The sequence below is a fragment of the Frondihabitans peucedani genome (genome assembly GCF_039537585.1).
Classification (GTDB): Bacteria; Actinomycetota; Actinomycetes; order Actinomycetales; family Microbacteriaceae; genus Frondihabitans; species Frondihabitans peucedani.
In genome coordinates, this window is sequence record NZ_BAABAU010000001.1 from 1521890 (window position 1) to 1547695 (window position 25806).

A 25806-nucleotide genomic window follows, 5' to 3' on the forward strand; every position below is an offset into this window, starting at 1 on the left:
TCGGGCCCGTGACGACCCTGCGACCGCGCCGGACCCGCGCGACGGCCACGACCGCCTCTACCGCGCGGCCACCTGCGCGGCGCACGCCTCGGCGGCGACCCACGAGAGCATGGCGCACTTGACCCGCATGACGAACTTCGAGACCCCCTGGAACGCGACCGCATCGCCGAGGAGCTCCTCGTCGGGGTCGCCGGCGCCCTTGGAGCGCATCATCGCCCGGAAGGCCTCGGTCCGCTCGGCGAGCTCGGGGAGGGTGAGGCCCGGCGCCAGCTCCGCGAGGACCGAGGCCGACGCCATCGAGATGCTGCAGCCGTCGCCCTCCCACGCGAGCGAGGTGATCGTGCCGGTCGACTCGTCGACGGCGATCCGCACGGTGATCTCGTCGCCGCAGGTCGGGTTGCGTTCGAAGTGCTCCGCGTCGGCTCCGGGGAGCGGGCCGTCGCCGGTCCGTGCCCTGGCATGATCCAGGATCACCTGCTGGTAGAGGCCCGCGAGCGCGTCGGCCATCAGGCCACCCCGAAGTAGCGGCGGACCTCGGCTGCGCCCTGCAGCAGCCGGTCGATCTCGTCGTCGGTCGTGTAGAGGTAGGTCGACGCCCGGGTGGTGGCGGTGAGGCCGAGCCGCCGGTGGAGCGGCTGCGCGCAGTGATGGCCGACGCGCACGGCGATGCCCTGAGCGTCGAGGTACTGCCCGACGTCGTGGGCGTGGACGCCGTCGACGTCGAAGCTCGCCAGACCGGCACGAGCGACTCCGGCGGCGGGGCCGACGACGCGGATGCCCGAGATGGCGGCGAGCCCCGTGACGAGGCGCTGAGCCTGCTGCTGCTCGTGGGCCTCGACGGCCTCGAGACCGACCGCGTCGAGGTAGCGCACCGCCTCGGCGAGGGCGACGATCTGCGACACCGGCTGCGTCCCGGCCTCGAACCGCTGCGGCGCGGGCAGGAAGGTCGTGTGGTCCATCGCGACGGTCGAGATCATCGAGCCCCCGGTGCGGAACGGCGGCAGCGCGTCGAGCAGCTCGCGCCGGCCCCAGAGCACGCCGACGCCGGTGGGGCCGAGCATTTTGTGCGACGAGAACGCGGCGAAGTCGACGCCGAGGGCGGCGAGATCGAGCGGCCGGTGCGGTGCCGACTGGCAGGCGTCGAGGACGACGAGGGCGCCCCGGGCGTGCGCGAGCTCGGCCAGCTGCTCGACGGGCGCGATGAGGCCGGTGACGTTCGAGACGTGTGAGAAGGCGAAGACCCGGGTGCGATCGGTGAGGAGCGCCGCCGCGTCGTCGACGGTCCAGGTGCCGTCGTCGCGGACGGGCACGTAGCGGAAGACGGCGCCGGTGCGGGCCGCGAGCTCCTGCCAGGGCACGAGGTTCGCGTGGTGCTCCGCCTCGGTGACCAGGATCTCGTCTCCCTCGGTCAGCGCGAAGCGGGACGAGGCGGGTGCGCCGCGGCCGATGCTCGCGTTGCCGATGCCGTAGGCCACCAGGTTGAGGGCGTCTGTCGCGTTGGAGGTCCAGACGACCTCCTCGGCGGACGAGGCTCCGACGAAGCGCGCGACGGTCTCGCGCGCCTCCTCGTAGGCCTCCGTCGCGTGGCCCGCCAAAGTGTGCGCGCCGCGGTGGACGGCGGCGTTGCTCTCGACCAGGAACCTCCGCTCGGCGTCGAGGACGACGCCGGGACGCTGCGCGGTCGCGCCGCTGTCGAGGTAGGCGAGCGGGAACCCGTTCACCTCCTGCTGGAGGCCGGGGAAGTCCGCGCGGAGGCGGGTCGGATCGAGGTGCGTGCTGGTCGTCACACCCTCAACGATTCCACAGTCTCCTGACCGGCAGACTCGTGTCCCGTCTCGCGCGTCCTCTCCACCGACCACGACGCCGGCTCGAAGCGCTTCTTGACCCGGAGGAACGGCTTCTCGATGACGAAGTGGCTCGCCGTCGCGACGGCGACGGACGCGCCGAGGAGGAGGAGCTTGCCGCCGAGGCCCGACACGAACGGGTCGAGCAGGGCCATGACGATCATGTGCCAGAGGTAGAGCGAGTACGACACGTTGCGGCCGAACCACGCCAGCGGACGGAGACCGAGGAACGAGCCGAGAGCGGTCTTCCGAGAGACGACGCCCGCGATGAGGAGCGTCGTGCCGAGGCCGACGGCCGGCAGGAGGACGCCGAAGAAGAGCGGCTCGTTCTTCCAGTCGTCGCCGATCAGCGACCCGTTGCCGAGCATGGCCGCGATCGCCACGATGACGCCGATGCCGATCCAGGTCGACCAGGCGCCGACTCGGCCGGCGAAGAACGTCCGGGCGCGCTCGTGGGTCAGGGCCAGGGCGAGCACGCAGCCCAGCAGGAGCGGCGCGACGTTGGCGACCGGGCTGAAGTAGATGTCGGGGGTCGCGATTCCCTTGGGCGTCTCGTAGAGGACGTAGGCCAGGACGCAGGATGCCAGGACGGCCGCGGCCCCGAACCATGCCACCGAGCGACGACGGAACCCGCGGTAGAGGAAGAAGGCGAGCACCGGCGGCCACACCAGGTAGAACTGCTCCTCCATCGCGAGGCTCCAGCCCGGCGCGAAGACGCCCTGCGAGAGGTGCGCGTAGGCGCGTGCGAAGTTGCCCGTGTAGGTGAGGGCGACGAGCGCGGCCGGCCAGGCGTCGAGGTCGTTGTACGTGTAGTCGCCGACGAGCGGCCAGAGGGCGACGGCGACGAGCACGACGGCCAGCAGGGTGGGGTACAGGCGCAGGACGCGCCGGACCCAGAAGCGGCCGAGGCGGATGGTGCCGGTCTGCATCTGCTCCTTGAGCAGCAGCGACGTGATGAGGTAGCCCGACAGCACGAAGAAGACGTTCACCCCGACGAAGCCGCCCCCGAAGCCCTGCACGTGCAGGTGGTAGAGGACGACGCCGATGATCGCGAAGGTGCGGAGTCCGTCGAGCGGGAGGACGCGGGATCCTGCGGACGAAGACATTCCGACAGTGAACTCCCCGGCCCTTGGAGAATCTGAAGAGGACTCGCAGAACGGCCAGTGGGGTCAGAGCGGGCGCGCCGGGACGCCGACGACCGTGTCGCCCGGCGAGACGTCGTGGGTGACGACGGCGCCGGCACCGACACTCGCGTCGTCGCCGACCGTCACCGGCCCGAGCACCGCGGCTCCGGCGCCGATCACGACGCGGTCGCCCACGGAGGGGTGACGCCGCCCCGCAGGCCCGGCGCCACGGCCCCCGAGGGTGACGCCGTGGTAGAGCAGCACGTCGTCGCCGACGACGGCGGTCTCGCCGATCACGACCCCCATGCCGTGGTCGATGAAGAGGCGACGGCCGATGGTCGCCCCGGGGTGGATCTCGATCCCGGTCAGGCTCCGGGCCAGCTGCGACAGGACGCGGGCGACGACCCGGGCTCCGGGGAACGGCCGCGTGCGCCAGAGCCGGCTCGTCAGCCGGTACGCCCAGACGGCGTGCAGCCCCGAGTAGACCAGCACGATCTCGACGGACCCCCGGGCAGCAGGATCGCCCGCCCGCACCGCTCGGACGTCGTCGCGCAGCCGCGCGATAAGACGCACGAGCTAGTCCGCGAGGCCCTGGTAGAGCATCGTCGAGAGGTACCGCTCGCCGGTGTCGCAGACGATCGCCACGATGCGCTTGCCCGCCATCTCGGGCCGCTTCGAGATCTCGAGGGCGGCGTGGATGATGGCGCCCGACGAGATCCCGCTCAGGATGCCCTCCTTCGACGCGAGGTCGCGAGCGACCCGGAGGGCGTCGTCGAGCTCCACGGGGAAGACCTCGTCGTAGACGGTCGTGTCGAGCACCTCCGGCACGAAGTTCGCGCCGATGCCCGCGATCTTGTGCGGCCCGGCCTTGCCCTCGGACAGGAGCGGCGAGTCGGCGGGCTCGACGGCGACGATGCGCACGCCGGGCACCTCCTTCTTCAGCACCTGGCCGACACCGGTGATGGTGCCGCCCGTCCCGACTCCCGCGATGAAGACGTCGACCTGACCGTCGGTGTCGCGCAGGATCTCGCGCGCGGTCGTCGTGCGGTGGATCTCGGCGTTCGCCTCGTTCGCGAACTGCTCCGCCCAGACCGCGCCCTCGGTCGTGGCGACGATCTCCTTCGCCTTCTCGACCGCGCCGCGCATGCCCTCCCCGCCCGGGGTCAGCACGATCTCGGCGCCGTAGGCGCGCATGACGATGCGGCGCTCGACGCTCATCGTGTCGGGCATGGTGATGATGACGCGGTAGCCGCGCGCTGCGCCCACGAGGGCCAGGGCGACGCCGGTGTTGCCGCTGGTGCCCTCGACGATGGTGCCGCCGGGCTTCAGGACGCCCGCCCGCTCGGCCGCGTCGATGATCGCGATCCCGAGGCGGTCCTTGACGCTCGCGCCGGGGTTGTAGAACTCGAGCTTGGCCAGGATCTCGGCCGCGCCCTCCTCGGGGAGGGTGTTCAGCCGGACGAGCGGCGTGTTGCCGAAGGCCTCGGTGATGTTGCCGTAGATGGTGCCGCTGCTGTCGCTCATTCGGGCTCTCTCGTTCCGTCGTCGCTGCTGAACAGGTCGATTCTAGGGCGGCGGGCGGAGAGGCCGCCGCGACGTGACGAAGGCCCGACAGACGGACACCGCCCCGGCCGGAGCCGGGGCGGTGTACGTGTGGAGCGCTCGAGACGGATCAGAGTGTCGCGAGGGAGGCGACCTGGATGTCGAGGTCGATGATGAGGGAGAGCATGCGGCCCTCGGCGAGCGTGCGGAACTCGTACTGGCGGTCGCCGATCTCCTGCGGCTCGGCCCACGCGAGCGCCAGACGGCTGCGGTGGTCGAGCCCGGAGTGGATCGCGAGCCAGCGGATGATCTGAGCCCGCTCGTCGCGGATCGCCCGGGTGCGGACCGATCGGCGGTGACTGATCACGGCGGCGAACACCGTGAAGAGCGCGGCGAGGGTGATGGCGGTCGCCTTCCAGGCGCCGTCGAGGGGCAGGAGGGACGCGATGACGATGGACTGCACGGCCGTGAGCAGGAGGGTCGAGTCGAGCATCGAGTAGCGCCTCATGGGCACACCGCGTCCGTTGCCGCCCCGGATGCTCACAAACGGCAGCTCGATCTCCCGAAGTGCTTCGGTCACCGACGGATTGACGATCGTCATGATGGTTCTCCCCTGGCCCGTCCATGGGCCTGAATAGGCCCGCCCGTCGGGCCTCCATCAATGGTGCGCTGAGCTCCGGTCGCTGCGGAGGCCCCCGTCCGGGGCAGGACTGGCCCCAGTTCGCGGGCCGCGAGCGGGCTCTCGGGACTCTCCGGAGGGCTCGCGGGCCTTGCTAGCCTCGCCTCATGGCCGTCCCCGACTTCGTCCTCGCCCTCCGGTCCCGGATCGGCACCGACCCGCTGTGGTTGTCGGGGGTGACCGCGTGCGTCGTCGACGACGGCCGCGTCCTGCTCGTCAAGCGCGCCGACAACGGCCGCTGGACCCCGGTCACCGGGATCATCGATCCCGGCGAGAACCCGGCGACGGCGGCAGCCCGCGAGGTCCTCGAGGAGGCCGACGTCGTCGCGACGCCCACCCGGCTCGCCATGGTCGACGTCACCGACCTGGTCGTCTACGAGAACGGCGACCAGACCCGCTACCTCGACCTGACGTTCCTCTGCGACTACGTGTCGGGCGATCCGTTCCCGGCCGACGGCGAGAACACCGAGGCGCGCTGGTTCCCCCTCGACGGGCTGCCCGAGATGACCCCGGACATGCTGGCCCGACTGAACGCGGCGCTGGCCGACGAGCCGGCGGCGCGCTTCGAGCTCTGAGGCTCGAGCCCGGCGGTCGGCCCAGGGGCCGGCCTGCGGCGCCGCTACGCCGTCACGTCGTGCAGGTGGTGGACCGGGTCGTGTGCGAAGTAGCGGGCCAGCGACTCGACCGTGAAGGCGCTGCCGTCGGAGCGGAACCCGGCGCGGCCGAGCTCGTCGTCGGCGACACCCTCGAAGGCCCGGGCCACGGACTCGGACGCGGCCAGGAGGTCTCGGGCGACCGTCTCGGGATCCTGCGCGGCGTAGTCGTCGGCGACGGCTGTCGCGTCCTGGTCCCAGTCGGGGAACGACGGCCCGTCCTCTCGCAGCATCAGCTGCAGCCGGCCCTCGAAGACCCGGAACACGTCGCGCACGTGCGCGCCGTACTCGAGGGCCGACCAGGTCGACGTGTCGGGCCGGTCGCGGGCACCGTCGGCGCGGAGGAGGGCGGGCCACGCCGCAGCGTTCTCGCGGACGAGCGCCGGGACCTCGCGGAATGCGACTCGGGCGGCGTCGAAGCCGCACTCCGGGCAGGGCTCGTGAAGGACCCAGGTCCAGTTCTTGGTGTCGGGGACGATCGGCATGACCCGAGCGTACGGGCCGCCCCGCCCGGGCGCAGCCGCAGGGCTGCGGGGCGGGGACGATCCGGTGTCGGCGCTAGGGCTTCGCGGTCAGGACCGTCTGCGAGTCGCCGGTCAGCTTCTGGTCGTGGTGGAACATCGGCCAGGCGCCCTTCTTGTTGACGTTCGCGCCCTTGGCGCCGGCGTTCGTGAAGCGGTAGTGCAGGAGCGTGCCCTGGTTCTTGCCGTTGTAGCCGGCGAGGGTGAGGCCGATGCTCCCGTCGGGGTCGTTCGTGACGAGGGCGGAGTTCTGGAAGCCGTAGCCCGCACCGACCTTCGCCACCGTCTTGCCGCTGCGGCCGTCGATGATGTAGGTGCCGGTCACCGTCGGGACGATGACGTCTTGATAGCCGGCTCCCGTGAGGTCGGCGCTCGTCACTCCGCCGTAGACGCCGCCGGGGACGGTCGTCGACCAGAGGGCTCGGCCGTTTGAGCCGTCGAGGGCTGAGACGCGGCTGGACGTGTTGCTGATCCGGCCCGCGGCGACGACCCAGGTGTGGCCGGTGCCCTTCACGTCGGCGAGCGCGGGGCTCGAGTCGGTGATGCCACCGAGGTTCGCCTTCCAGATGGGGTGGCAGCTGGAGTCGATGGCGATGACCTTGTTGCTGTCGGACGCGCCCTTGTAGTACTTGCCGGTCCCGGCGACGGCGCCCCACTTGCCGCCCGTGAGGAACGGGCCGACGGCGGGCGACGACTGGACGACCTGGGTGGTGTTGTACTCGCAGCGGAGGCCGCCGCCCTGGTTGCCGGTGCCGGCGTTGCCGGTCGGCTTCAGGATGCGGATGTGACCGCCGTTCGCGTAGCGCTTGCCGAACGCGATCCCCGCGGTCGAGTCGCCGCCCTCGACGATCAGGTCGCGGCCGCTCATCCCGAGGGTCGAGACCGCGGGCGTCGTGAAGTTGGAGTCGGCCTGGAACCACGGGAAGCCCTTGCCGATCGCGCCCGTCGACGCGTCGATGAGCAGCTGGGTCTGCCCCATCGACCCGCCCACCACGCTGTTGTCCGACTGCATGTTGCCGATCGCGAGGCCCGACATCACGCCCGCCGTCGCCGGCTTGCCCGGCTCCGCCTTGGGCTTGAGGCTCCAGGCGATCTTGCCGGTCGACGCGATGGCGCGGTAGCCGCCCTTGGACGGCGTCGCCGAGTTGCCCTCGCCGAAGTAGACGCGCGCTCCGGAGCCCGAGCCGCGCACGGAGGCGGTCGAGTCGACCGCGACACCGCCCGTGGAGACCGGCCAGCCCTTGAGCCCCGAGCCGTTCGAGAGGTGGTAGGCGCGCTCGTACCCCGCGCGGTCGCCGATGACGACCGACGAGCCGCCGCCGTCGAGCGTCGCCACCATGGGTGACGAGAGCGCCACGGGCTTGCCCGAGATGCCGAAGTTCTTCGACCAGACCAGCGACACCGTCGGGGTCGTCGCGGCCTCGGCCGGCTGGGCGGCGAGGGTCGGCACGGCGACCACGCCGCCGACGGCGACGAGTGCCGCGACGACTCCGGCGGCGCTGCGCCGCTTCGCCCTGTGCGCGGTGTCGCGGCGGTTCGCGGCGGTGCTGTCGTTCGTGGTGCTGCTCTTGTTGGTGCAGTTCTTGTCAGTGCTGTTCTTGTTGGTGCTGCTGCTCGCGCGCGTGCTGAAGCCCATGTGTGGTGACCTGCCCTAGATAGTCCCCGAGGACGCGCCGAATACACGTCCTGTTGTTCCCGATCCTGTCCCCCGACCGGGTCAACGCTACGTGGCACCTCCGACATCGGCCATCCCCTCCTTCAGGTGTCACGGCGCCCGGCGGCGATCGGAGCGATAGGTTCGACGGGTGAGAAGCAGGCCCAAGCGCGGAGCCGAGCCGGACGACGCCGTCGACCCGGAACAGGTCGAGGGAGCCGTCGACGACGGCCTGCTCATCGCGCGCTCGGCCGCCAGCGTGGAGGTCGCCAACACGATCATCGTGCGGGCGCTCCGCGAGCAGCGTCCCTTCGTGCGGGCCGAGGCGGCGGGCGACGTGCGCGACGCGATCGGCCACCTCATCCGAGAGCAGCGGGACCTCGCGGCCAGGATGATCGAGGCGCGCAGCCGGGCGCTGAAGTCGCGCGGCCGCTCGCGGCACCAGTTCGACTACCGTGCGGGCGACAGCTCGGCGCTCGCATCGCGCGAGGCGATCTACTCCACGATCGCCGACCGCCTGGACGCTCTCATCGGCGACGACGAGTACGTCGACGCCATCATCACTGCGGCGCGCGACCGGGCCTGGAACGACATCGGCGCCGCGATCCTCAAGAAGGCGGGCGCCGGGATGGTGCCCGACAGCGAGTACGAGGCGGAGCGGGACGAGCGGCTCCGGACGTTCCTCCGGGAGGATCTCGCCGCTCTCGCGGCCGACGCCTCCTCCCCAGGCCGCCGCCGTCGCTGATCCTCCACCGATCCCGCGGATCCGCTTACGGAAGGTCGGTCGTTCCGCCTAGGCTCGCGTCTGCGTCCGACGACGAACGCCTCCCCGTCCGTCCGATCGTCAGGAACCCATGTCCACGACCACGCAGCCCGAGACCGGCTCCGTCCCCTCCGCAAGCGCTCCTCCCTCGCGCGCGCAGCGTCCCGCTGCCGGTGCCCGCGACCACAAGTGGCTGATCCTCGCCGTCGTCGGCCTCGCGCAGCTGATGGTCGTCCTCGACGCCACCATCGTCAACATCGCCCTGCCCTCGGCGCAGAGCGACCTCGGGTTCACCAACGACAACCGCCAGTGGGTCGTGACGGCGTACTCGCTGGCGTTCGGCAGCCTCCTGCTCCTCGGCGGGCGCCTGTCCGACATCTTCGGCCGCAAGACGACGTTCCTGATCGGGCTCGTCGGGTTCGCGGCCGCCAGCGTCCTCGGCGGCACCGCCGAGACCTTCGGCTGGCTCGTGGCGGCCCGCGCCCTGCAGGGCGTCTTCGGCGCGCTCCTCGCGCCGTCCGCGCTCGGCATCATGACGACGACCTTCACCGAGCCGAAGGAGCGCGGCAAGGCGTTCGGCATCTTCGGCGCCATCGCCGGCTCCGGTGCAGCGGTCGGCCTGCTGCTCGGCGGCGTCCTCACCGAGTACACCTCCTGGCGCTTCTGCCTGTTCGTCAACGTGGTCTTCGCGATCCTCGCGCTGGTCGGCGCTCTCGTGTTCCTCACAAAGAAGAAGGCCGGAGGGCCGAAGCCGCACGTCGACGTCCCCGGCGTCGTGACGGTGACCCTCGGCCTCGTCGGCATCGTCTACGGCTTCTCCAACGCCGAGACGAACGGCTGGGGCGACGCGGTGACCATCGGCTGCCTGGCCGGCGGCGTGGTCCTCCTGGCGGCGTTCATCGTGCTGCAGGCCCGCGTCGCACACCCGCTGCTGCCGCTCCGGGTCGTGCTCGACCGCGACCGCGGCGGCTCGTACCTCGTCATCGGCCTCGCGGGCATCGGCATGTTCGCCGTTTTCCTCTTCCTGACCTACTACCTCGAGCTCACCCTCGGGTTCTCCTCGCTCAAGACGGGCGTCGCCTTCCTGCCGATGCCGTTCTCGATCATGCTGAGCGCGACCGTCTTCGGGAGCCGGCTGCTCCCCCGCGTCGGCCCGCGCATCCTGGTGTTCCTCGGCGGCCTCATCGCGGCCGCGGGCATGGCGCTCCTCACCCGGATCGATCTCGACTCGAGCTACGCGGGCGTCGTCCTCCCGGGCCTGATCGTGATGGGCCTCGGCATGGGGCTGATCTTCTCGTCGGCGATGAACACGGCGACCTCCGGCGTCGCGCGCGAGGATGCGGGCGTCGCGTCCGCCACCGTCAACACGATGCAGCAGATCGGCGGCTCCATCGGCACCGCGCTCCTCTCGACCCTGAGCGCGAACGCCATCACGTCGTACCTCGCCGACCACGGCACCTCGAAGCTCGACCAGGCCGAAGCGACGCTCTACGGGTACCACCTCGCGTTCTGGATCTCGTGCGGCGTGTTCGTCATCATCGCGATCATCGGCGGCACGGTCTTCCAGCGGCACTCGGCCCGCCAGGCCAAGCTCGAAGCAGCCGCCGGCAGCGCCTCCGCCACGAGCACGGGGTCGGTCGAGCTGCCGCCGATGGCGCACTAGGCACACTCTCGGCGCGGCGCGGTGCTAGCGCTCGTGCCGCCTCAGCAGGGTCAAGAACTCGTCGGCCATCTCGAGGTGGGTGGCCATCACGGCCCGGCGGCTCTCGGCCTCTTCGATGAACGAGGCCAGGTCGACCTCGGGGGCGTCGATCGCAGCGAGCAGCTCGCCCATGCGCTCCAGCGAGTAGCCGAGCGGCTTCATGCGTCGGATGAGCAGGAGGCGCTGGTGGTCGTCGTCCGTGTAGAGGCGGAAGCCGCCCTCGGTGCGACCCGACGGCGTGAGGAGTCCGATCTCGTCGTAGTGCCGGATCGTGCGGAGCGACATGCCCGTCTTCTCCGCGAGCTCGCCGATGTGCATCGTCGACTGCTTCTCAGCGCTCACTGGCACTCCTAGCGCTCATTCGAACCCGTGCCCCAACTCTTCCCTTACGTGAGGGTAGACTCGTCTGCGGCGCCGGAATCGGCCGCGCCTCCATTGTCGCAGCGTCGCGGCACCCGCCTCCGACGCTCGCGAAAGACGCTGTGACCACCGACACCGCCGCTCCCGGCTCTCCGACCGTCCTCCAGGTGCTCCGCGCGCCCCGGCTCCTGACCCGCGAGGCCCTCGCCGGCATCGTCACCACGCTGGCTCTCGTTCCGGAGGTCATCTCGTTCTCCGTGGTCGCCGGCGTCGACCCGCTGGTCAGCCTCGTGGCGTCGATCGTGCTGGCGCTCGTCATGACCGTCCTCGGCGGACGCCCCGGAGTCGTGACGGCCGCCGCCGGCTCGGTCGCCCTCGTCATCGCGCCGCTCGTCCACGAGCACGGGGTGAAGTACGTCCTGCCGACGGTGATCCTCGCCGGGATCGTCCAGATCGTCTTCGGCACGGCCGGCCTCGCCCGCCTCATGAGGTTCATCCCGCGCAGCGTGATGATCGGCTTCGTGAACGCGCTCGGAGTGCTCATCTTCACGGCGCAGGTGCGCCACGTCGTCGGGGTCCCGTGGATCGCCTACGTCCTGTTCGCTGCGACGCTCGCCGTCATCCTCCTGCTGCCCCGCTTCACGACCGCCGTCCCCGCTCCCCTCGTCGCGATCGTGCTCGTCACCGCCGTGGTCATCGTCTTCCACGTCGCCGTGCCCGACGTCGGCGACGAGGGGCCGCTGACCGGCGGGCTGCCGAGCATCACGCCGTTCCTGGTGCCCCTCGACTTCCAGACGCTCTCGCTCATCTGGCCCACCGCGCTCAGCGTCGCCTTCGTCGGCCTCATGGAGACCCTCCTCACCGCGAAGCTCGTCGACGACCTCACCGAGACGCCGTCGCACAAGGGCCGCGAGTCCTGGGCTCTCGGCGTCGCCAACATCGCCGCCGGCTTCTACGGCGGCATCGCCGGCTGCGCGATGATCGGTCAGACGATCCTGAACGTGAAGACCGGCGGTGCCCGCACGCGCGTCTCGACGGCTGCCGCCGGCCTCTTCCTCCTGGCGCTCGTGACCGGCCTGTCGAGCGTCATGGCGCAGATCCCCATGGTCGCCCTGGCCGCCGTGATGATGATCGTCGCGATCACCACGGTCGACTGGCACAGCGTCCGACCATCGACCCTCCGCAGGATGCCCGTGCCCGAGACGATCGTCATGGGCGTCACCGTGATCGTCGTGGTCGCCTCGAACAACCTCGCGCTCGGCGTCCTCGTCGGCGTCGTGCTGGCTATGGTCCTGTTCGCGCGGCGGGTGGCGCACGTCATCCGGGTGGTGCGGACACCGGCCGACGACGGGGCGTCGGTGCGCTACGACGTGCACGGCCCGCTGTTCTTCGGCTCGAGCAACGACCTGGTCGAGCGCTTCTCGTACCACGACGATCCTGCGCACGTCGTCGTCGACCTCGGCCGGGCACAGATCTGGGACGCCTCGTCGGTCGCGGCGCTCGACTCGATCGAGACGAAGTACGCCGCAGTCGGAGCGACGGTGGAGTTCGCGGGGCTCGACGAGCGGAGCGAGGCGTTCCACCGGCGGCTGACGGGTCGGCTCTCGGCCTGAGGCCGCTGCCGCCGCACGTGCAAGTCACCGTCTCCGGCGGGTCGCATCGGCAGCGGCACCAGTCCGCGGACCGGTGCCGGCGCCGATGCACGGCGCCGACGCGCGGCGCCGACCGGCAGCACCACGCGAAGCGGCCCCGCCACCGAGCCTCTCGCGGAGCTCGGCGGCGGGGCCGCGGTCGGTGATGGCGCCTACGCCTGCGGCGACCCGGAGGCCGCAGCGGTGACGGGGCTCTCGGCCTCGGTGGGCGCGGTGGCCGGCGACTCGGGAGCCGCAGCCGCCTGGACCTCGACCCCGTGGAACGTGCGCAGGATGGTGCGCGTGTCGTCGATCTCGGCGTCGCGCTCGGCGTCGCTCCAGCCGAGCGAGCCCTGCAGCACGCCCGCGAGCTCGTTCAGGAGCTCGAGGGTGACCCCGCCGACGAAAGCGAGGTTGGTGCGGCGCAGGACGACGTCGATCAGGTGGACGGCGTCTTCGTGCTCGGCGAAGTAGGCGATCTCGGCCGCGGTGAAGTCGGGGTCGCTCGCGAGCGCCTCGGACGGCTGGTCGATGAGGGTCTGGATGACCTCCTCGGCGCGGGTGCCGTAGCGGGTGAGCAGACGGTCGACCTGGTCGCGCTCGAGGCCGTTGAGGTGGTCGGTGATCCAGCGGGCGCGGTCGCCGGGCAGGACCGGGAAGCCCTTGCCGCCGCCGATGGGCATGCCGGCCGTGTCGACGGTGCGTGCCACGCCGAGGCGCGTGGTGGCCTCGGTCGACAGGTGCGTCGAGAGAGCGCGGAACGTCGTCCACTTGCCGCCGACGAGCGACAGGACCTTCGACTTCGGCAGCGAGGCGACACTGGTCTCGACGATGCGGTAGTCGCGCGACACGAAGCCGGCGGCGAGGTCGTCGTGCTTCGGCAGCGGACGGACGCCCGAGTAGCGGTAGACGATCTCGTCACGGGTGATCGTGATCGTCGGGAAGACGTGCTTCACCAGGTCGAAGAAGTAGTCGACCTCTTCTTCGGTGCAGACCGCGGGCTGCGACATGTCGGCCTCGAGGTCGGTCGTGCCGATCAGCACGCGGCCCTTGAGCGGGTAGATCAGGACGATGCGGCCGTCGTTGTTCTCGAAGAACAGCTCGCGCCCATTGGTCGCCTTGAGCAGCTCGGGGCTGTCGACGACGATGTGCGAGCCCTTGGTGCCGCCCATGTACTGCGACTTCGTGCCGAGGAACTCGTTGGTGAGGTCGGTCCACGGGCCGGACGCGTTGATCACGACGTCGGCCGAGAAGACGAACTCGTCGCCGGTCACGACGTCGCGGAGGAGGACGCCGCCGTCGCGGGCGCCGGCCGCCTCGAGGTAGTTCGCGGAGCGGGCCTTGCCCGAGTCGCCGCCGGCCTCGAGGCCGTCCTTCAGGACGTCGAGCGCGAGGCGCTCCGGCTCGTGCACCGAGGCGTCGTAGTAGGTGCCGGTGTACTTGAGGTTCTTGTTCAGCGCGGGCATGTCGCGGAGGGCCGCGGAGCGCGTGAGGAACTTGTGGCGGGGGACGGTGCCGCCGTCGCGCGAGAAGGAGTCGTAGAGGGTCATGCCGACCTTGATCAGGACGGCGCCGCGCTCCTTGGTGGACCGCTGCTTGTGGGTCAGCATGCGGAGCGGTGCGTTCATCAGGCCCGAGAAGGTCGAGAAGATCGGCATCGTGGTCTGGAGCGGCTTGACATAGTGCGGCGCGATCTTCAGCAGACCGTTGCGCTCCTCGACCGATTCGCGGACGAGGCGGAACTCGCCGTTCTCGAGGTAGCGGATGCCGCCGTGGATCATGTGGCTGGAGGCTGCGGAGGCACCGGACCCGTAGTCGTTGCGCTCGACGAGCACGACGTCGACGCCCTGGAGGGCCAGGTCGCGGAAGGTGGCGATTCCGTTGATGCCACCACCGATGATGAGCACCTGGGCGCTCGGGCGCTCCTTGATGCGCTGGACGTTCGCACGCGTGGTCGAGGACGCCTCGGCGCCCTGGTTCTCGCTTGTCTTCTTCGACGGAGTCACTGTACCTGTCGCTTTCACTGTCGTTTGCTGTCGGTTCTGCCATACTCGACCTGTGAGCGGGGGCGCGCAAGAGCCCTGCACATACGTGCAGACTCTTCTCGGCTCTCCCCTCGCTCCGCGGCTCGTCACGGGCCTCTCCAGCGGGCCCACGACCACGGAAGGACGTCGATGACGATCGAATCCCAGCACAGCGACCGCACCCAGGACGCCCTCCGCGCCTCGCACCTCTACTACCTGCAGGACCTCACGATGGAGGCCATCGCCCGGGAGCTCGGCACGTCGCGCTCGTCCGTCTCCCGACTCCTGAGTTTCGCCCGCGAGACCGGGCTCGTCGACATCCAGATCAAGTCGCCGCTCGACCAGGCGACCGTCGTCAGCGACGCCCTCCACCGCCGCTACAACGTCGTCGCCCACGTCGTCCCCGTGCCCGACCAGACCACCGACGTCGACCGGCTCGACCGCGTCGCCCTCTCGGCTGCACGGATTCTCACCCAGTTCGTCGACTCGAACATGGTCATCGGCGTCGCCTGGGGCTCCACGGTGAGCGCCATCAGCCGCTACCTCGTGCCCAAGGCGACCCACGGCTCGCTGGTGGTGCAGCTGAACGGCGCCGCGAACACGCGGACGACGGGCATCGTCTACGCGAGCGAGATCCTGCGCCGGTTCGGCGACTCGTTCGGGGCGCAGGTGCAGCAGTTCCCAGTGCCGGCGTTCTTCGACGACCCCGACACCAAGGTCGCGCTGTGGCGGGAGCGCAGCACGCGGCGGGTGCTCGAGCTCCAGGAGTCGATGGACGTCGTCCTGTTCGGGATCGGAGCGCCCGACGCGCTCGTCCCGAGCCACGTCTACTCGGGCGGCTACCTCGAGCGGGCCGACCACGAGAGCCTCCGCGACGAGGGCGTCGTCGGCGACGTCGCGACCGTCTTCTTCCGCGAAGACGGCTCCTCGACCGACATCACGCTCAACAAGCGCGCGTCCGGCCCCGACTTCGCGACGATCCGCCGAGCACCACGCCGCATCTGCGTCGTCGCGGGCAGATCGAAGGTCGCCGGTCTCCGGGGCGCCCTGGCGGCGGGGCTGATCACCGATCTCATCCTCGACGAGAGCACGGCGCGGGCTCTGCTCACGAGCTGAGGCGCGAGCCTCTGCCGACCGGTCGATCGGCGTCGCCGCGGCGTACTGTCTGCCGCATCAGACCCCCTCGACGACGTGGGGACGAGAGGACGACACCGTGCGCCGATCACACGACCGCCGGGTCCGCAGGATCCTGCTGACCGCCCTGGCCTCCCTGGCCCTGCTGGCTACCCCGGCCCTGCCCGCCGCGGCCTCGCCCGGCCTCCCCGCCGCCTCGCTCGTGGCGGCGAGACCGCATGCCGCCGCCGTGGCCCCCTCGCACACCAACCCGATGGCGCTCGCTCTGCCGGACGGGCAGACGGCTGCGAGCTGCGCCGACCCGACGGCGATCCACGGTCAGCCCGCGACCGGGCCGAAGGCCGACCGGAACTGGTACCTGTACTGCACTACCGACGCCCTGACCGCGACGGAGAAGAACGCCGACGGCTCGCTGGTGAGCCACATCGTGCCGACCTACCGCTCGACCGACCTCACCCACTGGACCTACGTCGGGGATGCCTTCAGCGCCGCGACGAAGCCGGCCTGGGTCGGGGCCGCGAATGGAATCTGGGCCCCCGACGTCGTCTTCCGCGACGGCCGCTACCTGATGTACTACGCGGCCTCCGACACCCCGGGCGAGGGCGGCGCCGCGACCGGCGGCGGCTCGGCCGTGGGCGTGGCGACGGGCACGTCGCCCACCGGACCCTGGACCGACTCGGGCGGGCCGGTGGTCGCACCTCAGACCGCTCCGAACGGCACCGGGAAGCGGTGGGAGTTCGATCCTGAGGTGATCTCGTGGCAGGGCGCGTCGTACGTCTACTTCGGGAGCTACTTCGGCGGCGTGAACGTGCGCCGGCTGTCGGCGGACGGTCTGCGGTCGGAGCCGTCGAGCGAGAAGCCGATCGCGATCGACAACCGCTACGAGGGCGCCTACCTGATGGAGCACGGCGGCTGGTGGTACTTCCTGGGCTCCGCGACGAACTGCTGCAACGGCGCGCTCACCGGCTACGGCGTCTTCGTGGCCCGGTCGCGGAGTCCGCTCGGGCCGTTCCTCGACCAGGACGGCGTCTCCATTCTCGACACCCGCGTCGGCGGCACGCCGATGCTGGCGCAGAACGGCAACCGCTGGGTCGGCACCGGCCACAACACGGTCGTCACCGACTTCGCGCACCAGGACTGGATCGTCTACCACGCCGTCGACCGGCACGACCCGTACTACGCGGGTCAGCCGACCTACACGAAGCGTCCGGCACTGATCGATCCACTCGACTGGCAGGGCGGCTGGCCGGTGGTCCGCGGTGGCGCGGGCCCGTCCGACACGGCCCAGCCCGGGCCGGTCGCGCAGCCCGGCGAGCGTGTCGCGTATCACCCGCGGTGGGAGCCCGTCGACCGGCCGGCGCGGACCGATGCGGCCCTCTCGACCGACTTCTCGGGCGCCTCGCTCCCCGCGACGCTCTCGTGGACGCGCGAGCCCGGAGCGTCGACCTGGTCGGTCGGCGGCGGCGCCCTCCGCTGGCAGACGCAGGATGCCGACATCCATCCGCCGGCGACGCCGCTCGCCTCGGTCCTCACCGAGGAGGCTCCCGCTGGCGACTACGTCGTCGAGACCCGAGTGTCGGTCGACACCCCCGCGACCGGCGACGGCAAGAACTACGTGCAGGGCGGCCTGATCGTCTACGGCGACGACGGGAACTACGTCCGGCTGACGTCGAACTCGATCTTCGACACGAGGCAGACGGAGTTCGGCAAGGAGCAGACGCCGGTGCCGGCAGGATCGCCGAACTACGGCAATCAGGTCGTCGGTCCGGTCGGGTCGTGGACCACGCTCCGCATCGTGCACCGCGTCGTCGGCGGCGAGGACCTCTACACGGCCTACACGAGCGTCGACGGCCGGCACTTCGTCAAGGGCGGGACCTGGACAGCGGCGCTCGGGACTTCGCCGCGGATCGGCCTCATCTCGCTCGGCGGGTCGGGCTTCACCTCGACGTTCGACTACCTGCGGGTGAGCTCGGTGGTGCGGTAGCCGGCTGCCGCCCAACGTCTCCCGGACGAAGCACCCTGCCGCGGCGCGGTGCCGAGTCCGGGAGACGTCGGGCGGCGACGGGGGTCGGGTGGTCGGCTTGCATGCATGGATGCGTGCATGCCTAGAATGAGGCGTGACCACCGCCGAACCGATCGTCGCGCCCGCCGCACAGCCCGCCGCCGAGCGCGCGTACGCCGAGACGAAGGCCCGCATCATCCGCGGCGATCTGCCGGGCGGCGCCTCCCTCAGCGAGGTGACCGTCTGCCAGGAGCTCGGCCTCAGCCGGACGCCCGTGCACGAGGCGTTCCTGCGCCTCGCAGCCGAGGAGCTGCTCACCCTCGAGTCGCGGAAGGGCGCGGTGGTGCGGCCGATGTCTCCTCGGGAGGCCGACGACGTCGTGGAGATGCGCGAGGCCGTGGAGGGGGCGGCGGCGAGGCGCGCGATCGAGTCGGGCACGGGAGCGCTGGGGCTGATCCTGCACGATCTGCTCGTCGTGCAGGAGGAGTGCATCGCCCGCGGCGACGTCGACGGCTTCGTCGATGCGGACGACGCGTTCCACTCCGCCGTCGTCGACGCGTCGCGGAACCCCATCGCCGTCCACTTCACGCGGCTTCTCCGCGATCGGGCGCAGCGGCTCCGGCACCACCTGATGCGGATCGAGCCCGCGCACCTCGACGTGTCGCTCGCCGACCACCGCGAGCTCGCCGCGGCGATCGATGCCGGTAACGCGTCGGTGTACGAGGCGACGCTGCACCGGCACGTCGACGTGCTGCGGGGCCTGCTGTGAGCGCCGTCGACACCGCGCCCGAGACCGGGTCGGTGCCTGCGGTCGAGGCAAGCAGCGGCGCCGCACGTCGCCGGCTGCCGTCGTGGGCGCTGCCGTCCTGGGCGCTGATCTGGGGCGCCGTGTTCGTGTCGTCGTGGGGCGGCAACCAGTTCAGCCCTCTGCTGCTGATGTACGAAGACGGGCAGCACTACTCCCCGGTGCTCGTGAACGCGTTCCTCGGCGTGTACGTGCTCGGGCTCGCGCCCGCCCTGCTCGTCGCCGGGTCGCTGTCCGACCGCCACGGACGCAAGCCCGTGATGCTCGCCGGCCTGGTCAGCGCGGTCGTCGGCAGCGGACTCCTCGCGTTCGGCGGGCTCGGCCCCGAATTCCTGCTGATCGGGCGCCTCTTTTCCGGCGCGACGGTCGGCGTGGCCATGGCCGTGGGAAACAGCTGGATCAAGGAGCTGTCGCAGGCGCCGTTCGATCCTGCCGCCGACCGGTCGTCGGGCGCGAGGCGGGCATCGCTCGCGTTCACACTCGGGTCGGGCTCGGGGGCACTCGTCGCCGGACTCATCGCCCAGTGGGGACCGGTTCCCGAGGTGCTGCCGTTCGTTATCCACATCGCCGTCACGATCCCGTTCTTCGTCATCGTCCTGCGCGCGCCCGAGACGAGCCGGAACGGCGGCCTCACCGGGCCGTGGTGGCGGCAGCTGCGGATCCCGGCGGCGTCGCACCGGCGGTTCGTCCGCGTGGTCGTCGTGTCGTGCCCGTGGATCTTCGTCGGCGCCGCAGTCGCCTACGGCTACCTGCCGACCCAGCTCCGCGGTGCGACCGGCTCGTGGGGCCTCGTGTTCGCGACCGCCGCGACGGTGCTGGCGCTCGGCGTCTCGTCGGCGTTCCAGCCGTTCGCCCGCAGGATCCACTCGTCGACCAGCGCCCGAGGCCTCGGCCTGATGGTGCTGCTGATCGCCGCCGGCCTGGCGATGGTGGTGGTCGCGATCCGCACGCAGTCGATCGGGCTCGGGCTCGCCGCCAACGTCGTGGTGGGGCTCGGGATGGGGCTCGGCCTCGTGTCGGGGCTGCAGGAGGTGCAGTCCATCGCAGGATCGCGCGACCTCGCCGGGCTCACGGGCGTCTTCTACGCGGTCGCCTACGCCGGCTTCCTCGTCCCGGCCGTGATCGCGGCGGTCGCCGGGTTCGCGCCGGTGGAGGCGATCCTGCTGGTGCTCGTCGGGCTGGCGCTCGTGTCGGCGGTGCTGGTGCGGGTGTCGTCGCGGAAGCACTTGCCCGCGGCTGGGTAGGCGGCGCTTCGGTCGGCGGGGTGGGTCGGCGGGGTGCGTCGGCGGGGCAGGTCGGCTGCGGCATCCCGCCGCGGCGCGGTGCCGCTGCCGACCTGCGGCGCCGACCGTGCCGACTGTCAGAACCGGGCGGCGGGGATGTCGAGCGTGAGGGGCCTGGTGACCATCCTCGAGTCGCACCGGTCGTGCGGGTGCTCCCGATACCAGCTCAGGTGCGCCGTGCGCGTTGCGAGGGGCGACCCGGACGCGCCGAAGGCCGTCACGGACACCTGCGCGGGGAGACGGCCCCCGCCGAAGGTGAAGGCCCAGTGCGAAGCACTCATCCGGTGCGCGTCGAACTCCGGACCGTGCACCAGGCCGTCCGTGGGGTCGGCCGTCGGCTCGACGCCCGATCGCAGCGAGCACCCCGTGTCGTCGCAGAGCTGGGCGTCGGCGACCGATTCGGGGTGCCCGACGAAGGACACGTCGATGCTCTCGACGTATCCGACGGCGGAACAGGCGTAGATGGTCTCGCTCCGCACGGCGTAGGCCCCCACAGCGACCACTGCCGCCACGGACACCGCCCCCGCGACGATCGCCGCCGTCCGCTGTCTCATGACGGGATCATCGCACCTCGCGTGACCGCTGCGGCTAACGATCCTGCGTCGATGGGGCCCTACTCGGTCGGGATCCAGACCCGCATCGGACCGATCTCGCGATTGGCCCAGGCGTAGTACGGGATCGCGGTCAGGGTGACGGGCGCAGGATCACGCGGCGCAGCCTCCGCGTTCGCCCCCGGGTACCCGACGCCGTCGGCCTGCCCGCCGGGGGTCGCACCCACCCGCCGGTACGGCCAGGCCGTCTCGACGTGAGCCGACGGGGTCTCGGCGGTGAGCTCGAGCGTGTCGATGCCGTCGAGGAGGTCGTCGCGGCGCGCGACGGAGATGGCGGCGTCGGTGTCGAGCAGGATGTCGTCGACCTCGACCCCCGGGTTGTCGCTGTGCTCGACCGCGTAGACGAGCGGCCCGCGCTCGACGGCGACGGCGCCGCGCGAGGCGTCGATCCTGGAGTCGGCCGCGTAGAGGTGCGGCGTCATGTCGAGGTCGAGCAGGATGACGTCGCCCTCGGCGAACTCGCGCTCGATGCGGGCGTACTGCCCCGCGCGCGTCTCGACGGCCTCACCGTTGACGGTGAGCGTCGACGAGTCGGACCAGGCCGGGATGCGGACGTCGAGCGCCCACGTTCCCGTCGTCTCGGTGACGGTGATGCCGATCGAACCGCTCCAGGGGTAGTCGGTCTCGACGCGGACGGCGCCGCCGTCGAAGGCGAAGTCGCCGGATGCGTACTGGTGCAGCTGCAGGCCGCCGTCGTTCGTCGTCGCGAGGTAGGCGTCGAGGCTCGCGAAGGTCCGCATGATGTTGGGCGGGCAGCACGCGCAGTCGAACCAGCCTCGGCGGCCGTGAGCGGGCGAGCGGTTCTCGTCGGCGTGCGCGTCGGCGCGCTGCTGGAGCGGGTTGACGTAGAAGTACTCGGTGCCGGCGAGCGAGACACCGGGCAGGAAGGCGTTGTAGAGGAACCGCTCGATCGCGTCGGCGTAGACCGGCCTGCCCGTGGCGAGCAGGAGCCGCCAGGCCCACTGCACACCGCCGATGGCGGCGCAGGACTCGGCGTAGCCGCGGTCGGTCGGCAGCTCGTAGGGGTCGCCGAACGCCTCCCAATCCCAGCGGGCGCCGAGGCCGCCGGTGATGAACGCCTTGGACGACATCATCGAGGCGAACTGCGTCTCGAGGGCGGCGAGGAGCTCGGTGTCGCCGAGCTCGAGGGCGACGTCGGTCGCGCCGGCCCCCAGGTAGACGGCGCGCACCGCGTGCCCCTCGACCGTGGTGGCCTGGCGGACCGGCACCCGGTCGGAGAAGTAGGTGGACTCCTTGCCCCGGTCGGCGGTGTAGCCGCGGCCGCGCGCGTTGACGAAGTGCGCGGCGAGGTCGAGGTAGCGGCGCTCGCCTGTGACGCGGAAGAGCTCGACGAGGCCCATCTCGACGACGGGGTGACCGTCGATGTCGGTGCGCTTGTCGGGCCCGAAGGTGGCGTCGAGGTGATCGGCGAGCCTGACCGCGACGTCGAGCAGACCTGTGTCGCCGGTGGCGCGGACCTGGGCGACCGCAGCCTGGAAGAGGTGGCCGGCGCAGTACATCTCGTGGCTCCAGGGCAGGTCGGTGTAGCGGCCCGCCACTCCGCCCTGGATCTGCGGCACCGAGTCGAGGTAGCCGTCGTCGGCCTGGGCGGAAGCCACGAGCGCCGTGACCTCGCGCTGCATCTCGAGGAGGTCGTCGGACGGCGCCCTGCCGTACTCGAAAGCCAGAGCCTCGAGCCACTTGTAGACGTCGCTGTCCATGAAGATCGGCCCGCGGGCCTCGCCCGTCGCGGTACCCGCGGCGATGCGGAGGTTGTCGAAGTTGCCCGCCTTCTCGAGGAGGTCGTACGCCTCGCGGATGGCCGCCGCGCCGTTCCGCTGCTGCCGAAGAGCCCAGAAACCCGATGTGATCTGCGCGTCGCCTCCCTCGAGCGGGTGGAGAGCGGCGGTCGCGTTCGCGGTCGGCTCGACGGGCTGGGCCCTGAGGGGCGCGCCCAGGGTCGACGTGGCGGACGGCGTCGTTGCGGTCATGCTGCTCCTTCGAACGGTACGGAATACGTTTTCTGGCTTCACTGTATGCCTGACGCTCGGAGAGACACAAGCATCGATCTCACGCTGTGGAAAACCCGGGGGACCTATGCTTCTGTGCACGACAGGTGGCGCGTCATCCTGCGCTCGAGGACGGAAAGGGATTGCCGTGACACAGGAGCAGACAGCCGCCCCGGTGGTCCGCATCACCGATGTCGCGGCCCTCGCGGGCGTCTCGATCGGCACCGCGTCGAAGGCGCTCAACGACACGGGACAGCTCCGCGAGGAGACGAGGGCCCGTGTGCGAGAGGCCGCGCAGAAGCTCGGCTTCATGATGGACGCGCGCGGGAGGGCCCTCTCGTCGGGCCGCAGCTACACGGTCGGCATGATCACCACCGACTCGTTCGGGCGGTTCAGCATCCCCGTCATGCTCGGGGCCGAGGACGTCCTGAGCGCCGGTCAGATCGCCGTCCTGATGTGCGACACCCGCGACGACGCGGTCCGCGAGCAGCACTACCTTCGGTCCCTCGCCTCGAGGCGCGTGGACGGGATCATCGTGACCGGCCGGAGCTCCGACCCGAGGCCGCCGGTGAGCGCCGGGATGCCCGTCGTCTACGCGTACACGCCGTCGACCGATCCGGACGACGTGTCGATCTCGCTCGACGACGGCCGGGGCGCCGAACTCCTCGCCGACCATCTCCTGTCGACGGGACGCCGACGCGTCGCCTACGTCGCCGGCCCCCTTCACCACCAGGCTGCCGTCGTCCGCGCACGCGCAGCCGCGGACCGTCTCGGCGACGCTCTCGTGGAGGCGCCCCTCCACGGCGACTGGTCGGAGCGCTGGGGCCGGCAGGCGGTCGATCTGCTCCTCCGCCGCTCCCCCGACCTCGACGGCATCGCCTGCGGCTCCGACCAGATCGCCCGCGGCGTCTGCGACCGGCTGCGCGAGCTCGGAAAAGCCGTGCCGACCGACATCGCCGTCACGGGGTTCGACGACTGGAACGTGATGGCCCTGGCGAGTCGTCCGCCTCTCACGACCGTGAATCTGCGGCTCGAAGAGCTCGGCAGGCTCGCCGGCCAGGCGCTGCTCGAGCTCATCTCGGGCGGCGCCCCCGAGTCCAGGGCGATCGAGCCGACCCTCGTGATCCGCGAGTCGACGATCGGGTCGTGAGTCGCGAGTGGCCCGCAGGCCGAGACCCGGTCCGCGTGGATCAGTCGGTGAAGTGGATCAGTCGGTGAAGTAGCCCACGAGGTCGGCCTGCAGGTAGGTCCGCGCGCCCTCGATGTCGAGGTCCACGTCGCCGTCCCGATCGACCGGGAGAGTCACCGAGTTCGTCGTCATGGCCCTCCCGGCGAGGTCGATCATCGACTCGTCGGCACTCTGCACCTGATTCGTCATCTCGTCGACCGGCACGGGCTCTGTGTTGGACGACCGCCGTCCGGTGAGGTCGAGGACGACCGAACTGGCGTCGATCGGCACTCCGGCGACACCGGCGACGTGGACCGAGACCGTGCCGAGGTCGGAGGCCGAGCCCGGAATCGCGCCGGCTCCGGTCCGGGAGTCGAGGATCCGCCGGGGAGACAGGGGGAAGAAGGCCTTCGTGGCCGTCGGCGCGAAGTAGCCGGTCGTCTCGACCCGGACGACGGCTGATCCTGCGTTGGTGAAGAGGTCGTACCGGCCGCCGCCCCCGATCGCCACCGTGGTCGTGGCGGTGACGGTCTTCCCCTTCGGCACCTGGAGAAGGGACGTGGGCGGCTTCACCGGATCTCCCGACACCGGGTGCGGGGCGATCGAGACGACCATCGCGTGGTCGGGCCGGATGACGGTGACCGAGATGGTCGTGGCGGTCGCGTCGTACGGAACGGGCCACGGTGCAGCGATCACGTAGTCGCTGCCTGCCGTGAGGTGGCGGGTGGCAGTGCGGCTGTCGTCGACCAGGATGTGCCGGACGGGCGTGAACGCGAAACCCCGTTCGTGTGCGTAGTAGCCGACGACATCGACCAGGACATCGGTCGTTCCGGCTCGGTTGTAGAGGTCGATCGCTCCCCCGGCGCCGAGCGGCACCGTGATGGTGTTCGCCGACGACTGCCCGGGCGCGAGGGCCACGAGCGCCTTGGAGGGCACGACCGGAGTCGATGCCGCCGGAGAAGCAGCGAGCCAGGACGTCGCGCTGGGTCGGACGGCGGTGAGCGTCAGGACGGCCGCTGTCGCCCCTGAGGGAACGCCCTTGACGCCCGCGACCCTCACCTTCAGGAAGCGACCCGAGCCGAGCCGGGCCTTGGCCGCACCGAGGCCGGACCGGGTGTCGACGAGCCGAGTCGGCGCGAGCGGGCTGAAGAGCGCACCGGGGGTCTGGGCGGTCCTCCTGACCGAGCCGACCGAGAGCGACGTCTCGTCGGCGGTGGCCTTCGGGTTCACCGCGACGACGTTCCCTCGGGTGCGGTCGATGCGGTAGAGGGCCGATCGCCCGAAGGGCGCCGTGAAGGGAGGCTCCAGCGTCTTCGCGCTGACGAAGAAGTCCTCGGAGTCGGCAGACCAGCCCATGCCGTTGATGCTCGAGATGGAGTCCGGCAGGATGTCGCCGTTGTCCGTCACGCCCTGGAGGGCGTCGTCGTCCGCCCGACCCGCCCTGCTCATCGTGCGGACGAACACCGAGAATCGGCCCTGCGGCGAGTACACGAGGTCGTGGGGCCGGTCGACGCTCGACGCGCTGTTCTTCTCCACCAGCGTGCGTCTCCCGGAGAAGGACACGGCGTAGAAGGCCCCGACGCTCCGAGGCCCGCCCGAGTCGACCAGCGTCGACGAGTCCGAGCCGAACCGGACGTCGGTCCCGACGCCCGAGAGAGACGCGAGCGTCTTGCCGCCGCGGACGTCGATCACGTCCGTCTTCCGGCTGCCGTCGGCGGCCACCCGCTGGTAGACGATGCGCGAGCTGTCGAGCGACCACCGGGGTGTTGCGACGGCCGCGGCGGTCGGCAGGGTCGCGAGAAGGCGCGGCGCTCCTGTCCCGTCCGCCCGCGTCACGAAGAGGCCCGCGTCGACGGCGCCCGCACCGTCCGGAGTGGTCGTCGGTCCGGTGTAGGCGAGCAGCGTCCCGTCGGGAGCGATCTGCGGGTCGGTGACGTGGAGGGTCGGAAGGACCCGGACCGAGTGCCGGGTGGAGAGGTTCTCGACGACGACGCCGGGTGTGGAACCCGAGAGGTAGGCGAGCAGAGTGCTGACGCCCCGAGGCGAGACGGTCGCGGCGGCCGTGCTCGCGCTCCCGGCCGTCCCGGCGACGGCGGGCTCGTCGAGCGCCGGCCCGAGCGACGACCCGAGAGTCGCCCCGGCGGCCACGGCGCAGGCGAGAAGCAGTGCCGCGCCGAGCCGAGCGGCACGACGTCCCCTCGAACGACTCGACGTCATGTTCCCCCCTGGCTGTCGGGCTCACGCTATCGGTCGACCCCGGTGCGGCCCACCCCCCGAGTGGGGGTCGTCCGCCTGAG

At 71.2% G+C, this 25806-nt stretch carries 22 protein-coding genes; 9 read left to right on the forward strand and 13 right to left on the reverse strand.

Translation table 11 applies throughout. The features are described from left to right. Positions 1–57: 57 nt before the first annotated feature. The 6 genes from sufU to ABD733_RS07025 all read right to left on the reverse strand — a co-directional run bounded on the left by sufU (position 58) and on the right by ABD733_RS07025 (position 5111). Entirely contained in the window at positions 58–507 is a 450-nt protein-coding gene (gene sufU / locus ABD733_RS07000; protein ID WP_344794447.1) for a Fe-S cluster assembly sulfur transfer protein SufU, read from the reverse strand. Next, on the reverse strand, positions 507–1787 hold the full coding sequence (locus tag ABD733_RS07005; protein WP_344794449.1) for an aminotransferase class V-fold PLP-dependent enzyme: 1281 nt from the start codon (positions 1785–1787) through the stop codon (positions 507–509). The genes sufU and ABD733_RS07005 overlap by 1 nt, the downstream gene beginning before the upstream one ends. Continuing rightward, entirely contained in the window at positions 1784–2950 is a 1167-nt protein-coding gene (locus tag ABD733_RS07010) for an acyltransferase family protein (RefSeq protein ID WP_344794451.1), read from the reverse strand. Before ABD733_RS07010 ends, ABD733_RS07005 begins: the two co-directional genes overlap by 4 nt. Positions 2951–3013: 63 nt before the next feature. Next, positions 3014–3541, reverse strand: a complete 528-nt coding sequence (gene cysE, locus ABD733_RS07015; RefSeq protein ID WP_344794453.1) for a serine O-acetyltransferase — start codon at positions 3539–3541, stop codon at positions 3014–3016. 3 nt (positions 3542–3544) lie between these two features. After that, positions 3545–4492, reverse strand: coding sequence for a cysteine synthase A (gene cysK, locus ABD733_RS07020; RefSeq protein WP_344794455.1), 948 nt, complete (start codon positions 4490–4492; stop codon positions 3545–3547). A gap of 148 nt (positions 4493–4640) precedes the next feature. Next, complete coding sequence (locus ABD733_RS07025) at positions 4641–5111, reverse strand: hypothetical protein (protein ID WP_344794457.1); 471 nt, start codon at positions 5109–5111, stop codon at positions 4641–4643. Between the two features lie 185 nt (positions 5112–5296). Between ABD733_RS07025 and ABD733_RS07030 the strand changes: the two genes are divergently transcribed. Next, positions 5297–5764, forward strand: coding sequence for an NUDIX hydrolase (locus tag ABD733_RS07030; RefSeq protein ID WP_344794459.1), 468 nt, complete (start codon positions 5297–5299; stop codon positions 5762–5764). A 44-nt stretch (positions 5765–5808) separates the two neighbouring features. On the opposite strand, the gene ABD733_RS07035 is transcribed toward ABD733_RS07030, so the two are convergent. Together ABD733_RS07035 and ABD733_RS07040 are read right to left on the reverse strand one after the other, a co-directional pair. Further along, the gene (locus ABD733_RS07035) at positions 5809–6327 is read right to left on the reverse strand and encodes a DinB family protein (RefSeq protein WP_344794461.1); all 519 of its coding nucleotides are present in this window, start codon (positions 6325–6327) and stop codon (positions 5809–5811) included. A gap of 73 nt (positions 6328–6400) precedes the next feature. Continuing rightward, a complete protein-coding gene (locus ABD733_RS07040; protein WP_344794463.1) occupies positions 6401–7999 on the reverse strand; it encodes a PQQ-binding-like beta-propeller repeat protein in 1599 nt (532 codons plus the stop codon). A gap of 169 nt (positions 8000–8168) precedes the next feature. On the opposite strand from ABD733_RS07040, the gene ABD733_RS07045 reads away from it, so the two are divergent. Together ABD733_RS07045 and ABD733_RS07050 are read left to right on the forward strand one after the other, a co-directional pair. Beyond that, entirely contained in the window at positions 8169–8762 is a 594-nt protein-coding gene (locus tag ABD733_RS07045) for a hypothetical protein (RefSeq protein ID WP_344794465.1), read from the forward strand. 109 nt (positions 8763–8871) lie between these two features. Beyond that, positions 8872–10443, forward strand: a complete 1572-nt coding sequence (locus ABD733_RS07050; protein WP_344794467.1) for an MFS transporter — start codon at positions 8872–8874, stop codon at positions 10441–10443. A 24-nt stretch (positions 10444–10467) separates the two neighbouring features. On the opposite strand, the gene ABD733_RS07055 is transcribed toward ABD733_RS07050, so the two are convergent. Next, positions 10468–10800 (reverse strand): MerR family transcriptional regulator, encoded by a 333-nt coding sequence (locus ABD733_RS07055; RefSeq protein ID WP_344796039.1) that lies wholly within the window; start codon positions 10798–10800, stop codon positions 10468–10470. Between the two features lie 164 nt (positions 10801–10964). Here ABD733_RS07055 and ABD733_RS07060 point away from each other — a divergent pair, with 164 nt between their 5' ends. Further along, positions 10965–12455 carry a SulP family inorganic anion transporter gene (locus ABD733_RS07060; protein WP_344794468.1) on the forward strand — a complete coding sequence of 497 codons (1491 nt, stop codon included), beginning with the start codon at positions 10965–10967 and terminating at the stop codon, positions 12453–12455. Between the two features lie 191 nt (positions 12456–12646). Here ABD733_RS07060 and ABD733_RS07065 read toward each other — a convergent pair whose 3' ends face one another. Further along, the gene (locus ABD733_RS07065; RefSeq protein ID WP_425552866.1) at positions 12647–14479 is read right to left on the reverse strand and encodes a glycerol-3-phosphate dehydrogenase/oxidase; all 1833 of its coding nucleotides are present in this window, start codon (positions 14477–14479) and stop codon (positions 12647–12649) included. 168 nt (positions 14480–14647) lie between these two features. Here ABD733_RS07065 and ABD733_RS07070 point away from each other — a divergent pair, with 168 nt between their 5' ends. From ABD733_RS07070 to ABD733_RS07085, 4 genes are all read left to right on the forward strand, one after another. After that, positions 14648–15613: a sugar-binding transcriptional regulator gene (locus tag ABD733_RS07070; RefSeq protein WP_344794470.1), complete on the forward strand. Its 966-nt coding sequence runs from the start codon at positions 14648–14650 to the stop codon at positions 15611–15613. A 97-nt stretch (positions 15614–15710) separates the two neighbouring features. Further along, positions 15711–17615 (forward strand): glycoside hydrolase family 43 protein, encoded by a 1905-nt coding sequence (locus tag ABD733_RS07075; RefSeq protein WP_344794472.1) that lies wholly within the window; start codon positions 15711–15713, stop codon positions 17613–17615. Between the two features lie 133 nt (positions 17616–17748). Next, positions 17749–18402, forward strand: coding sequence for a GntR family transcriptional regulator (locus ABD733_RS07080; protein WP_344794474.1), 654 nt, complete (start codon positions 17749–17751; stop codon positions 18400–18402). Further along, complete coding sequence (locus ABD733_RS07085; RefSeq protein WP_344794476.1) at positions 18399–19682, forward strand: MFS transporter; 1284 nt, start codon at positions 18399–18401, stop codon at positions 19680–19682. Before ABD733_RS07080 ends, ABD733_RS07085 begins: the two co-directional genes overlap by 4 nt. A gap of 116 nt (positions 19683–19798) precedes the next feature. Here ABD733_RS07085 and ABD733_RS07090 read toward each other — a convergent pair whose 3' ends face one another. Then, on the reverse strand, positions 19799–20275 hold the full coding sequence (locus ABD733_RS07090) for a hypothetical protein (protein WP_344794478.1): 477 nt from the start codon (positions 20273–20275) through the stop codon (positions 19799–19801). 59 nt (positions 20276–20334) lie between these two features. Next, on the reverse strand, positions 20335–22323 hold the full coding sequence (locus ABD733_RS07095) for a glycoside hydrolase family 127 protein (protein ID WP_344794480.1): 1989 nt from the start codon (positions 22321–22323) through the stop codon (positions 20335–20337). Positions 22324–22489: 166 nt separating this feature from the next. On the opposite strand from ABD733_RS07095, the gene ABD733_RS07100 reads away from it, so the two are divergent. Next, positions 22490–23491, forward strand: a complete 1002-nt coding sequence (locus tag ABD733_RS07100) for a LacI family DNA-binding transcriptional regulator (protein WP_344794482.1) — start codon at positions 22490–22492, stop codon at positions 23489–23491. A gap of 57 nt (positions 23492–23548) precedes the next feature. Here ABD733_RS07100 and ABD733_RS07105 read toward each other — a convergent pair whose 3' ends face one another. Beyond that, the gene (locus ABD733_RS07105) at positions 23549–25726 is read right to left on the reverse strand and encodes a hypothetical protein (RefSeq protein WP_344794484.1); all 2178 of its coding nucleotides are present in this window, start codon (positions 25724–25726) and stop codon (positions 23549–23551) included. Between the last annotated feature and the right edge of the window lie 80 nt (positions 25727–25806).

Excerpts from the sequence above, each read along its gene's own strand:
- ABD733_RS07055 (WP_344796039.1), bottom strand. The coding sequence starts at position 10,800 with ATGCACATCGGCGAGCTCGCGGAGAAGACGGGCATGTCGCTCCGCACG.
- ABD733_RS07050 (WP_344794467.1), top strand. The coding sequence starts at position 8,872 with ATGTCCACGACCACGCAGCCCGAGACCGGCTCCGTCCCCTCCGCAAGC.
- ABD733_RS07090 (WP_344794478.1), bottom strand. The coding sequence starts at position 20,275 with ATGAGACAGCGGACGGCGGCGATCGTCGCGGGGGCGGTGTCCGTGGCG.
- ABD733_RS07105 (WP_344794484.1), bottom strand. The coding sequence starts at position 25,726 with ATGACGTCGAGTCGTTCGAGGGGACGTCGTGCCGCTCGGCTCGGCGCG.
- ABD733_RS07025 (WP_344794457.1), bottom strand. The coding sequence starts at position 5,111 with ATGACGATCGTCAATCCGTCGGTGACCGAAGCACTTCGGGAGATCGAG.
- cysK (WP_344794455.1), bottom strand. The coding sequence starts at position 4,492 with ATGAGCGACAGCAGCGGCACCATCTACGGCAACATCACCGAGGCCTTC.
- ABD733_RS07070 (WP_344794470.1), top strand. The coding sequence starts at position 14,648 with ATGACGATCGAATCCCAGCACAGCGACCGCACCCAGGACGCCCTCCGC.
- ABD733_RS07035 (WP_344794461.1), bottom strand. The coding sequence starts at position 6,327 with ATGCCGATCGTCCCCGACACCAAGAACTGGACCTGGGTCCTTCACGAG.
- ABD733_RS07040 (WP_344794463.1), bottom strand. The coding sequence starts at position 7,999 with ATGGGCTTCAGCACGCGCGCGAGCAGCAGCACCAACAAGAACAGCACT.
- ABD733_RS07095 (WP_344794480.1), bottom strand. The coding sequence starts at position 22,323 with ATGACCGCAACGACGCCGTCCGCCACGTCGACCCTGGGCGCGCCCCTC.
- ABD733_RS07010 (WP_344794451.1), bottom strand. The coding sequence starts at position 2,950 with ATGTCTTCGTCCGCAGGATCCCGCGTCCTCCCGCTCGACGGACTCCGC.
- ABD733_RS07030 (WP_344794459.1), top strand. The coding sequence starts at position 5,297 with ATGGCCGTCCCCGACTTCGTCCTCGCCCTCCGGTCCCGGATCGGCACC.
- sufU (WP_344794447.1), bottom strand. The coding sequence starts at position 507 with ATGGCCGACGCGCTCGCGGGCCTCTACCAGCAGGTGATCCTGGATCAT.